12 protein-coding genes are annotated in these 11,498 nt (G+C 71.1%); 5 read left to right on the forward strand and 7 right to left on the reverse strand.

Going from position 1 to position 11,498, the window contains the following annotated elements:
* Nucleotides 1–9 precede the first annotated feature (9 nt).
* Together RT323_RS05620 and RT323_RS05625 are read right to left on the reverse strand one after the other, a co-directional pair.
* Nucleotides 10–231 (reverse strand): hypothetical protein, encoded by a 222-nt coding sequence (locus RT323_RS05620; protein WP_313405731.1) that lies wholly within the window; start codon nucleotides 229–231, stop codon nucleotides 10–12.
* Nucleotides 232–244: 13 nt separating this feature from the next.
* Complete coding sequence (locus RT323_RS05625; RefSeq protein ID WP_313405733.1) at nucleotides 245–553, reverse strand: hypothetical protein; 309 nt, start codon at nucleotides 551–553, stop codon at nucleotides 245–247.
* A 56-nt stretch (nucleotides 554–609) separates the two neighbouring features.
* Here RT323_RS05625 and RT323_RS05630 point away from each other — a divergent pair, with 56 nt between their 5' ends.
* Together RT323_RS05630 and RT323_RS05635 are read left to right on the forward strand one after the other, a co-directional pair.
* Complete coding sequence (locus RT323_RS05630) at nucleotides 610–1,512, forward strand: mechanosensitive ion channel family protein (RefSeq protein WP_313405735.1); 903 nt, start codon at nucleotides 610–612, stop codon at nucleotides 1,510–1,512.
* Entirely contained in the window at nucleotides 1,509–1,901 is a 393-nt protein-coding gene (locus RT323_RS05635) for a globin (protein WP_313405737.1), read from the forward strand. Before RT323_RS05630 ends, RT323_RS05635 begins: the two co-directional genes overlap by 4 nt.
* An 11-nt stretch (nucleotides 1,902–1,912) precedes the next feature.
* Here the strand turns inward: RT323_RS05635 and RT323_RS05640 are convergent, their stop codons facing one another.
* From RT323_RS05640 to RT323_RS05650, 3 genes are read right to left on the reverse strand one after another with little or no spacing between them, the layout of a single operon-like run.
* A complete protein-coding gene (locus RT323_RS05640; RefSeq protein WP_313405738.1) occupies nucleotides 1,913–2,617 on the reverse strand; it encodes a thioesterase family protein in 705 nt (234 codons plus the stop codon).
* Nucleotides 2,618–2,659: 42 nt separating this feature from the next.
* Complete coding sequence (locus RT323_RS05645; protein WP_313405739.1) at nucleotides 2,660–2,887, reverse strand: biotin/lipoyl-binding carrier protein; 228 nt, start codon at nucleotides 2,885–2,887, stop codon at nucleotides 2,660–2,662.
* A complete protein-coding gene (locus RT323_RS05650) occupies nucleotides 2,884–4,389 on the reverse strand; it encodes a carboxyl transferase domain-containing protein (protein ID WP_313405741.1) in 1,506 nt (501 codons plus the stop codon). Before RT323_RS05650 ends, RT323_RS05645 begins: the two co-directional genes overlap by 4 nt.
* A 129-nt stretch (nucleotides 4,390–4,518) precedes the next feature.
* On the opposite strand from RT323_RS05650, the gene fabG reads away from it, so the two are divergent.
* The 3 genes from fabG to RT323_RS05665 are packed head-to-tail and all read left to right on the forward strand — an operon-like array spanning nucleotide 4,519 to nucleotide 6,963.
* Nucleotides 4,519–5,274: a 3-oxoacyl-ACP reductase FabG gene (gene fabG, locus RT323_RS05655; RefSeq protein ID WP_313405743.1), complete on the forward strand. Its 756-nt coding sequence runs from the start codon at nucleotides 4,519–4,521 to the stop codon at nucleotides 5,272–5,274.
* Nucleotide 5,275: 1 nt separating this feature from the next.
* Nucleotides 5,276–6,319, forward strand: coding sequence for a phosphotransferase family protein (locus RT323_RS05660; RefSeq protein ID WP_313405745.1), 1,044 nt, complete (start codon nucleotides 5,276–5,278; stop codon nucleotides 6,317–6,319).
* 20 nt (nucleotides 6,320–6,339) lie between these two features.
* Nucleotides 6,340–6,963, forward strand: a complete 624-nt coding sequence (locus RT323_RS05665; RefSeq protein ID WP_313405746.1) for a TetR/AcrR family transcriptional regulator — start codon at nucleotides 6,340–6,342, stop codon at nucleotides 6,961–6,963.
* Nucleotides 6,964–7,181: 218 nt separating this feature from the next.
* On the opposite strand, the gene RT323_RS05670 is transcribed toward RT323_RS05665, so the two are convergent.
* Entirely contained in the window at nucleotides 7,182–7,613 is a 432-nt protein-coding gene (locus RT323_RS05670) for a holo-ACP synthase (RefSeq protein WP_313405747.1), read from the reverse strand.
* On the reverse strand, nucleotides 7,604–11,498 hold a 3,895-nt coding region (locus tag RT323_RS05675), incomplete at its 5' end, for a beta-ketoacyl synthase N-terminal-like domain-containing protein (RefSeq protein WP_313405748.1). The genes RT323_RS05670 and RT323_RS05675, both read right to left, overlap by 10 nt.

Raw genomic sequence — 11,498 nt, forward strand, 5'->3', positions numbered from 1 at the left:
GTCTCGCGGCTAGCGCTCGGTACCGTGCTTGAAGTGGCCGGTCGCGCGGGCCAGCAGGTGCTGGACCTCACGGCGGTCGGCGGCCTCGAGGCGGTCGACCAGCTTCGCGGCCGCCGCGCCCGAGACGGTCGTGACGGTGCGGCCCTGCCAGGAGATCAGCACCTTGCCGTCCTGGGTGACGCGGTGGGCGAAGACGTCCTCAGCGAACCGGTTCCGCGCGTCCTCGACCATGGCGTCAGCCGGATCAGTGCTCGGACTTCTCCGCGGGAGCGGGCAGCGGCATGTGCTCCGTGGCCTCGATGGCCGTGCCCGAGGGCGGCCCGGGGACGACGACATGGTGGTGCACCTTCGCGTTGACCGCCGCGGCGAGTCCGGTGATCACGACGACCAGCAACAGGGTGCCGCCGACGAAGAGCCCGAGCCACTCGAGGGTGGAGAGGCTCTCGCCCTGGGGCCACGTGTCGGGGGCGGTCGTGGCCGAGGCCGGCGACGCTGCGGCGACGACGGCGAGCAGGGTGGCGGTCACGGCGGTGATCACTCGGGCGAGGCTCATGCAGCCATGATATCCACCGCGATCTGGGCGCGACCGGTCACCCGTAGGGTGGAGGGGTGGACCTCCCCTGGACGATGAACGATGCCCTCGCCTGGGTGCTGGACGTGCCCGGCAAGGTCGCGCTCATCGCGATCCTGGCCGTCTTCCTGCGCTGGCTCTCGCACCGCTTCATCAATCGACTCACGGGACGTGCCGCCAAGGGCCCGGTCCACGGCGTCCTGGCCAAGACCAAGGCCGGCGTCTTCCTGTCGGACCTGCGCGCCGGCTCGAGCGAAAGGCGCCGCCAGCGCGCCGAGACCATGGGCTCGCTGCTGCGCAGCATCGCCTCCGGAGCCATCTGGAGCATCGCTTTCGTGATGATCCTCGGCGTCCTCGGACTGCCCATCGCCCCGCTGCTGACGGGCGCCGGCGTGGCCGGCGTGGCACTCGGCTTCGGCGCCCAGACCCTCGTGAAGGACTTCCTGTCGGGGATCTTCATGATCCTCGAGGACCAGTACGGCGTCGGTGACGTCGTCGACGTGGGTGAGGCCTCGGGCACGGTCGAGGCCGTCGGCCTGCGCGTCACCCGGCTGCGCGACGTCGACGGCACCGTCTGGTACGTCCGCAACGGCGAGATCCTGCGCGTGGGCAACATGAGCCAGGAGTGGGCCCGCGCGCTGCTGGACGTGACGGTCGCCTACGACGCCGATCTCGACGAGGTCGAGCGGATCCTGCGCGAGGAGTCCGTCCGGCTTTTCACCGACTCCACGTACTCCGGCGTGATCATCGAGGAGCCGGAGGTGTGGGGCGTCGACAGCTTCGCCAAGGACGGCGCCGTCGTCCGCACCGCGTTGAAGACCGCTCCGATGCACCAGTGGGAGGTGGCCCGCGCCCTGCGCAGTCGAGTGCTCCGCCGGTTCGACGAGGCCGGCATCCGCATCCCCGTCAACATCTTCCCGCCCACCGGAGGCACCGCATGACCGAAGCACAGCCGCAGGAGACGTTCTACGAGGCGATCGGCGGCCGCGCCACGATCGAGCTGATCGTCGACGTCTTCTACCAAGGGGTGGCGCAGGACGAGGTGCTCAAGCCGATGTACCCCGAGGAGGACCTCGGCCCGGCGGCCCAGCGCCTGACGATGTTCCTCGAGCAGTACTGGGGCGGCCCGAACGACTACTCGCAGCAGCGCGGTCACCCGCGCCTGCGCATGCGGCACGCGAACTACGTCGTCAACACTGACTCACGCGACCGCTGGCTCCGGCACTTCCGGGCCGGCCTGGACGCCGCGCAGCTGGAGCCCGAGCTCGACGCGCAGTTCTGGGCCTACGTCCAGCACGCCGCGAACTTCATGATCAACTCGCAGGACTGAGGCGGCCCGGGTCAGGCGAGCTGGGCGCGCAGCGCCGCCAGCTCGTCCTCGCCGAACTTGCGCGAGGTCTGGGTCGCCGCGTCGAAGCCGACCAGGACGGCACTCGACGAGGCGCACACCTCGCTGCCGGACGACAGCTGGGTCTCGGCCGCGAAGGACCCCTGACCCACGCGCGACATCCAGGCACGAGCGACCAGCGGCTCGGTCTGCCACACGATCGGCCGGTGGTACCGGACCTCGAGCTGGGCGACCACGAAGCCGCCGGGCCGCATCCACGGCATGACGGTCGTGAAGTACGGGATGCGCGTCTCCTGGAAGAGTTCGAACGCCTGGGCGGCGCTGACCTCACCGGAGTCGTCGATGTCCGTGTGCCGCAGGCGCAGCTCCGCCCGGTGCACGTCCTGCTGCGGCTCCACCGGCGGCGCGTGGCCGCCGAACCGTGAGGTGATGGTGGCGAACTCGTGCGGCGAGCCCTGCACCGAGATCGACTGCGAGACCCCGTCACCCTCGACCGTCGACGTCACGACGACGGGCTCGGTGCCCAGCAGGATCGGCCGCTTGAACTGGATCTCCATCGAGCTGATCGGGCCCGACGGCAGCCCGTCGATCTCCGCTCGCGCGTCGGCCGCGTACCTCAGGTACACGACGTTGTTGACGTGGTTCAGCGAGTCGAGGTCGGCCCACCGCATGGGGATCTCGTGTCGGAAGTCGGTCACCCGCGCATCCTGTCACGGGGCCGGCGAGCACGATCCGCGGTGTCAGGCCCCGAGGGTGTCGTCGATCTCGACGACGGAGTCGCCCTCCTGGACGATCTGGCCCTCGCTCACCAGGATCCGCGACACGTAGCCGTGCGAGGGAGCGCTGACAGGAATTTCCATCTTCATGGTCTCGAGGATGATCAGCGGGTCGCCGGGTCCGACCTGGTCACCCTCGCGCGCGACGATCTTCCACACGTTGCCGACGATCTCGGCCTTGGCGTCGATCATCGGTGCTCCAGCAGGCGCATCGAGCGGACCAGACGGTCGCGGGTCTCCTCGGGATGGATGACGTCCTCGATGATCCCGCTCTCGGCCGCGATGTGGGGGCGGGCCACGTTCTCGCGGTACTCCGCCGCCAGCTCGTCACGCAGGGCTGCGGGATCCTCCGCGGCCGCCAGCGCACGACGGTGCAGCAGGCCGACGGCGCCGCCGGGTCCCATCACGGCGATCTCGGCGTTCGACCAGGCCCACGCCGCGTCGGCGCCGAGCGAGGTCGAGCCCATCGCGATGTACGCGCCGCCGTAGGCCTTGCGGACGACGACGGTCAGGCGCAGCGACTTCTTCGCGTTCACGTACGACTTGAGCACCTTCGCACCATGCGTGATGATGCCGCGGCCCTCCTCGACGGTGCCGGGCAGGAACCCCGGGACGTCCACGAGGGTGACGATCGGGATGCCGAAGCGGCCGCAGAACTCGACGAACCGCGCAATCTTGACCGAGGTCTTGGAGTCGAGGATGCCGCCGCGGACGGCCGGCTGGTTCGCGACGACGCCGACGGGGCGGCCCTCGATCCGGCCGAAGAGCGTCAGGGCGCTGCCGGCGTGCTCGGGCATGAGCTCGAGGCGGGCGCCGTTGTCCAGCACGCCGTCGACGACCGCATGCATGTCGAACACGACGCTGGCCTTCTCGGGCACGACGCTCGCGAGCGCCTCGGCAGAGTGCTGGTTGACCGGCACGGCGTCGGCCACCGGCAGCGGCGAGTCGACGTTCGTGGGCAGGTAGGAGAGCAGGTGCCGGGCCGACTGCAGCGCGTCCAGCTCGGTCTCGACCTCGAGGTGCGCCACGCCGCTCGTGCGGGTGTGCATGCCCGAGCCGCCGATGTCGTCGGCCGTGGCGTCCTCACCCGTCGCCGCGCGGACGATGTCCGGACCCGTCAGGAACATGTGGCCGTGACCCTTGACCATGATCGTCCAGTCGGTCAGCGCCGGCGAGTACGCGGCGGCGCCGGCGCAAGGGCCGAGGATCACCGAGATCTGCGGGATGCGCTCCTGCGCCTCCACGTTCAGCGCGAAGATCTCGCCACAGCCGTGCAGGGCCAGGATGCCGTCGGGGACGCGCGCTCCGCCGGAGTCGTTCACGTAGACGATCGGGAAGCCCTGGTCGATCGCGAACCGCTGCGCACGGCAGATCGCGTCGGCCATCACCGCACCGATCGCGCCGGAGGCGACGGCGGCGTCGTGGCTGGCGACGACGACCGGGCGCCCGTCGACCAGGCCCCAGCCCGTGACGACGCCACTGCCGGCACCCGGCTGCGCGGCGCGCAGCGGCGTCAGCTCGTGGAACGTCCCCTCGTCGAGGAGGATCTCGGCCCGCTCGCGTGCCGTGTGGACGCGCGCTCCGCGGGGCTCGACGCGGGCGTACCGGTCGCGTCGGCGCTGGTCGAGCGCCGTGCGGGACGGGGAGGCGGTGGTGGCGGCCTGGGTCAGACGGTCGTCAGAAACGTGAGGCATTCCTCAACTATAGAGCAAACATGAGGAATGCCTCATATTCGATCCGCGTGTCCGGGTGTGACCTTCCGCACCGCCCGGGCGTGCGCTACGGTGAACTAAGCAAGCGCTTAGACACCAAGGAGACCGCACGTGTCCGAATCCCGTACCGCCATCATCACCGGAGCCGCCCGTGGCATCGGCGCCGGCATCGCGAAGAAGTTCGCCGCCGACGGCTTCAAGGTCGCCGTCCTCGACCTCGACGAGGCCGCCTGCCAGACCGTCGTCGACGAGATCGTCGCGAACGGTGGCCAGGCGCTCGCCGTCGGCGCCGACGTGGCGAACGCCGAGGCCGTCGAGGCCGCGGTGGCGAAGGTCGCCGACCAGCTCGGCGCCCCGACCGTCCTGGTCAACAACGCCGGCGTGATCCGCGACAACCTGCTGTTCAAGATGACCGCCGACGACTGGGACATGGTCATGAACGTGCACCTCAAGGGCTCGTTCCTGATGACCAAGGCCGTCCAGAAGCACATGACCGAGGCCAAGTACGGCCGTGTCGTGAACCTCTCCAGCACCTCGGCGCTGGGCAACCGCGGCCAGGCCAACTACTCGGCCGCCAAGGCCGGACTGCAGGGCTTCACCAAGACGCTCGCGATCGAGCTGGGCAAGTACGGCGTGACCGCGAACGCGATCGCCCCGGGCTTCATCCAGACCGACATGACGGCCGCGACGGCGGAGCGCATCGGCGTCCCGTTCGACGACTTCATCGAGTACGCCGCCAAGGAGATCCCCGTCCAGCGCGTCGGCCAGCCCGAGGACATCGCCAACACGGCGGCGTTCCTGTGCTCCGAGGGTGCGGGCTTCGTCTCCGGCCAGGTCATCTACGTCGCCGGCGGACCGAAGGACTGACGTGACCTCTTCGGACGAGAGCGTGCAGGGGCTCGACCTCGACGCGCTGCGTGCGTGGCTCGACGCTGAGGTCCCCGGGGAGCTCCCCGGGGACCTCGGCGCGACGCTCATCACGGGCGGCAAGTCGAACCTGACGTACGCGGTCAGCAACGGCGAGCGGGATGTCATCGTCCGCCGTCCCCCGCTGGGCCACGTGCTGGCCACGGCCCACGACATGGGTCGCGAGCACCGGATCATGGCCGCACTGGCCGGCACCGCCGTGCCCGTGCCCCGGATGATCGCGTCGTGCCCCGACGACTCCGTCATCGGCGCGCCGTTCTACGTCATGGAGAAGATGTCGGGCACGGCGTTCCAGCGCGCGGCCGACCTCGAGCCGCTGGGCTCCGAGCGCATCCGCGACATCACGGAGCGCCTCGTGGACACGCTCGCCGAGCTGCACGCGGTCGACTACGAGGCCGTCGGCCTGGGCGACTTCGGTCGCCCGGACGGCTACCTCGAGCGCCAGGTCGCCCGGTGGAAGAAGCAGCTGGAGGCCTCGCACTCCAGGGAGATCGAGGGCATCGACGAGCTGGCCGCGCGCCTGTCGGCGAACGTCCCGGTCTCGAGCGAGGGCACGATCGTGCACGGCGACTACCGCCTCGACAACGTGCTGGTCGACACGCAGGACGGCGACCGCATCACGACGGTCCTGGACTGGGAGATGAGCACGCTGGGCGACCCGCTCACCGACGTGGCGATCATGCTGGCCTACCAGAACCTCGCCCTGGCGGCGGGTCCGTCCGGCAGCGCCCAGGTCACCGACGCACCGCTCGCACCGGGCTACCTCTCCCCCGACGACGTCGTCGAGCGGTACGCCATGCAGTCGGGTCGCGACGTGAGCGAACTGGGCTTCCACCTGGGTCTGGCGTACTTCAAACTCGCCGTGATTCTGGAGGGGATCCACTTCCGGTACACCCAGGGCCAGACCCTCGGAGCCGGCTTCGAAGGCATCGGCGCCATGATCGACCCGCTCGTGCGGGCCGGATTGGACGCTACTTCCAAGTAGCAAGGGGTAGGGTGACGCGCGTGACCGCCCAGATCCTCGAACCGCGCAAGCGGCCGACGCAGGAGCGCAGCAAGGTCAAGTTCGACCACCTGCTGCAGGTCTCGCGCGACGTCCTGCTCGAGCTGGGCTTCGAGTCGTTCACGTGCGAGGAGGTCGCGCGCCGCGCCGGCCTGCCGATCGGCACGCTGTACCAGTTCTTCGCGAACAAGTACGTCATCGTGTGCGAGCTGGACCGCCAGAACGCCGTGGCGATCGCGTCCGAGCTGGACAGCCTCGCCGCCGAGCTGCCCACCCTGGACTGGCTCGTCCTGCTCGACCGTCTGGTGGACCACATGTCGCGGCTGTGGATCAACGATCCCTCGCGCAGCGCCGTCTGGTACGCCGTGCAGTCCACGCCGGTGACCCGGTCGACGGCCGAGGTCACCGAGCGTGAGCTGGCGGCACGAGTCGCCCACGTGCTCGCACCGTTGACCCCGGGCACGCCGCGGGACCGCCGCAAGATCATGGCCGAGGTGCTCGTGCACATGGCCTACTCGATGCTGAACTTCTCGGTCCGCGACCTGCAGGAGCACGACGAGGCGATCGTCGAGCTCAAGCGACTCCTCGGGACATACCTGCTGGCCGCCGAGGCCGGCGCGACCTGACGGTTTCCCCGGTTAAGTAGGTTTCCTGGCACTTCACGAAGGTTACGAACCTCGAGAAGTGACAGGGAACCTCGTTAAGCCGGCTGTCGCGACGACGCAGGCTCTCGCGCCTACGACCCAGAGAGGTCGGCCACCCGCCCCGAGCCTGGAGGCGACTGAACGAGGTTCCCTGTCACTTTTCGAGGGTTACGAACCTCGTCAAGTGAAGGGAAACCTACTTAACCGGGGAAACCGTCACCGGTCGACAGGGTGACCATCGCGATGGCGCTGTCACCGTCGTGGCTGAGGCTGACGTGCACCGTGACGTCCTCGAGGTGCTTCGCAACGTCACCGTGCAGCCGGATGCGGGGCCGTCCCCACGCGTCGCGGACGACCTCGATCAGGGCGTGCACGTGCTCATCGAGCGGTGGCGGACTCCCCCACAGCGACTCGGACCACGCCTTGATGAACGCCTCCTTCGCCGCCCACCGTGCGGCGAGGGAGGCCATCTCCTGATCGGGGGTGCGACGCCCGGAGCCAGAAGGAGAGCTCCGGGCGTCGCTGCGCTCGGCGGCGGTGAAGACGCCGCCAGCGCGGGTACCCGGTCGCTGCAACTCCTGAGCGAAGCCGGGCACGTCCACGAGGTCGATCCCCGTGCCGATCACCGGCACGCGTAGACCCCGTCGTCACCGAGTCGCGCGCTGGCGTCGAGCAGCAGCGCCGCCTCCCGCTCGCGCGTGCCGGTCTCACCCAGGCGACGCCCGGCGGGGCGGCGGTAGAGCGCCTCGCCGCCGTACATCGCGTCGATGAGCCGCGTGCGGCCCTCGATCCGGCGACGCTCCGCCGCCTCGAGGTACGCGTCGCGCTGCTCGGCCGGGAGCGACTCGACGAACGCCTGCGAGTGCACGACCGCGATGAGGCCGGCCACGTGGCCGAAGCCCAGGCTGGTCACGAGACCGGCCTTGAGCGGACCCGTCCGCAGCGGCTCGCGCAGCCACACGAGGTGCTCGTGCTCGGCGAGGTCGTCCATGACGCAGTCCAGGCTGCGGTTCGGCGGCACGACGCCACCCTCGAGCACCTGGCACAGGCCGATCAGCTGGAACGCCGCCGCGCCGCCCTTCGCGTGCCCCGTCAGCGCCTTCTGGCTCATGACGTAGAGCGGGTTGCCCTCGCTGCGGCCCAGGGCCGCCGCGAGCCGCTCGTGCAGCTCGGACTCGTTGCGCTCGTTGACGCCGGTCGACGTGTCGTGCTTCGACAGCACGCCGATGTCGTCGGCACCGACGCCGAGCGCGGACAGCGAGGTCGCCAGCTGCGACTCCCGCCCGCCGCGACCGGCCGCCAGCGCACCCAGGCCGGGGGCCGGGATCGACGTGTGGACGCCATCGGCGAACGACGCCGCGTAGGCGACGACGCCCAGGACCGGCAGGCCCATCCGCGCCGCCAGGTCGCCGCGGGCCAGCAGCAGCGTGCCGCCGCCCTGCGACTCGACGAAGCCGCCGTAGCGACGGTCGTTGGCGCGGCTGAAGTACCGGTCCTCGATGCCCTTCGCGGCCATCGCGCCCGAGTCCGCCGTGGCGGACATGTCGCCGAAGCCCACGATCCCCTCGACCGAGAGGTCGTCGAACCCGCCGGCGACCACGAACTCAGCCTTGCCGAGGCGGATCTTGTCGACGCCCTCCTCGACCGAGACGGCCGTCGTGGCACACGCGGCGACCGGGTGGACCATCGCACCGTAGCTGCCGACGTAGGACTGCACGACGTGCGCCGCGATGACGTTCGGCAGGGCCTCCTGCAGGATGTCGTTCGGCTTGGCCTCGCCCAGCAGCGTGTCGATGTACAGCGAGTGCATCGACGACATGCCGCCCATGCCCGTGCCCTGCGTGTTGGCCACGAGGGTCGGGTGGGTCCAGCGCATCAGCTCGGACGGCGTGAAGCCGGACGACAGGAACGCATCCACGGTGCAGACGAGGTTCCACAGCGCGACCCGGTCGACGGCCTCGACCATCTCGGCGGGGACGCCCCAGGCCGTCGGGTCGAAGCCCGTCGGGATCTGGCCACCCACCGTGCGGGTCAGCTTCATCTTGCGGGGGACGCGGACCTGCGTGCCGGCGCGGCGCGTGACGGTCCACTCGCCCTCGGCGTCCTGCGCGATGACGGTGTGCTCGGGGTCGGCCTCGCGCATCGCTCGCGCCTCCGCCTCGCCCGAGACCGTGAACGTCAGGTCGCGGTCCAGGTACACGGATGCCAGCAGCGGAGCGCTGTTGTCGACCATGGAGCCGTCGTCGGCGTACCGGCGCACGCCGATCCGCTCGCGCACGGCGTCCTCGTACCGGTCGGCGATGTCGGCCTCGTCGACCACCTCGCCGGACTCGGTGTCGAACCAGCCGCGGTTCGTCGCGTCCCAGCTGAGCAGTCCGGTGGACCACGCCAGCTCGAGCACGCCGGCCGCGGAGAGCCGGTCCTCGACCTCCATCTCGAAGCGCGTGCGGGCCGAGCCGTACGGGCCCAGCTCGCCGGCGCCGACGATGACCACGAGGTCCTCGGGGCGGGCCGTGACCTCGGCCCACTCCGGGGTGTCCACCCGGTCGAGGCGCGACGGAGGCGCGGGCAGGGCCGCGATCGCCGTCGAGTCCGACTCGTCGCCACGGTCCCCCGACGCCGCCGCGACCGCGTCGGCGGCGAGCGCCTTCATGTCGAGGTTCGCGTCGCCGAGTCCGCCCGTGAGGTCGAGCGTGAGCGGCGCCTGGGCGGCACGCTCACGTGCCTGCGGCGTGCAGGCCTCGAGCAGCGCGGACGCCATCTCCTCGGGCGACCACGTACGGACGCCGGCGGCCTCGACGGCCTCGACGAGCGGGTCGTTTCCACCCATGAGCCCCGTGCCGCGGACCCAGCCGATGATGGCGTGGGCCAGCGTGACCTTGTCGGCCCAGCGCTTCTCCGAGCCCCACTTCGTGACGAGCGCGTCGAGCGCGGCCTTGGCCTCGCCGTAGGCGCCGTCGCCGCCGAACATGCCGCGGTTGGGCGATCCCGGCAGCACGACGTGCAGGCGGGCGGCCAGGTTCCGGTCCGTCACCGACGACGACAGGGCGCCGACCAGTCGCTCGACCGACCACAGCAGGATGCGCATCTCGATCTCGGCGCGCGGGCCCGCCTCGGTGGCGTCGCCCATGACCCGCCCGGCCGCGAACGGCACCAGCAGGGTCGGGGTCAGCGACGGCTTGCTCACGGTCGTGACACCGGCCGCGGTGCGCGACTGCTCCGCACCGATCCACTCCACCAGCGCGTCGACGTCGGAGAACGAGGCGAGGTTGGCGGGCACGACCCAGAGCACGGCCCCGGCGCGGGCGTTCTCGCGGTAGAGCTGCTTGAAGAACGCCAGCTTCTTCGGGGCCAGCGACGACGTGGTGGCCACGACGGTCGCGCCGCCGGCGAGCAGCTCGCCCACGACGGAGCCGGCGATCGAGCCGTCGGCGGCACCGGTGACCACGGCGACCTCGGACGCGAACGCGCCGGGGCTCGTGTCACGGGCATCGCGGGCGATCCGGACGAACCGCTCGTCATCCGTGCGAGCGAACCAGTGGTCGGCCTGCTTGGCGACGGTCTCGCCCGTCCCCAGGAAGCTGCCGGTCACGTCGACCCCGTGCGCGAGCCGCGCGAGGTCCTCGCGGGCGGAGGCCCACCGGTCGTCGAGGACGACGGCGTGCTCGGCGTCGAAGACTCCGGCGGTGGCCTTCAGCCAGTCCGCGCCGAGCTCCCGCTCGACCCGCTCGACCAGCGCGGCCGCATCCGTGTCCTCTTCCTCGAGCTCGGCGACGTCGACCAGGTCGAGCTGCTCCAGCACGAGGCGGGCGGCCGAGGCCAGCACGCCGTCGCGACCGGTGATGCTCGCGGTGAACTCGCCCAGGGCGGCCGCGTCGATCGTGGCGCCCTCGCCGCCACCGGAGGACGGCATCTGCACCGTGACCCCGCGGCGCGCGGCGACGGCCTGGACCGCGGCGTCGATCGCCGCGTCCACGTCACCGGCCGAGCCGATCGTGACGTCACCGAAGGCACCGCCGCGGACGCTCTGGCCCTCACGGGTCACCATGGCCAGCTCGGCCAGGACGTGAGCGGCCCAGCCGGCACCCAGCTGCCACGCACCCGTGACGCGCTCGGCGATCGCCGACTGCTTGCGACCCGTCGGGCCGAGCACCTTCTTGAGATGGTCGCCCAGCGCCTCGCCCAGCACGGGGCCGAGCGGCTTGTACGTGCGTGCCAGTGCGTCGACCTGACCACCCAGCGTCGTCAGGTCGGCCTCGGCCGCCCCGTCGATCGCACCGAGCGAGAGCTCGCCACCCAGGTCGATCAGCAGCTGGTTGCGGCGGCTGGAGGCACCGTCGGTGAGCGACTCGATCGAGTCCGCCGCGCCCAGCTGGTCCGGACGCAGCTTCGTCCACCAGGCGATGAGCACGTTGGTCGCGTCGGCCGCCGTGAACGGCAGGTCGGCCGCGGTCTGCGTGGCCGGACCACCGGAGGCGGCCGCGGGGGCCGCTGCCTCGGTACGTGCCTCGGCGGGC

Origin of the sequence: Aeromicrobium sp. (assembly GCF_032084975.1) — a bacterium.
Lineage (GTDB): Bacteria > Actinomycetota > Actinomycetes > Propionibacteriales > Nocardioidaceae > Aeromicrobium.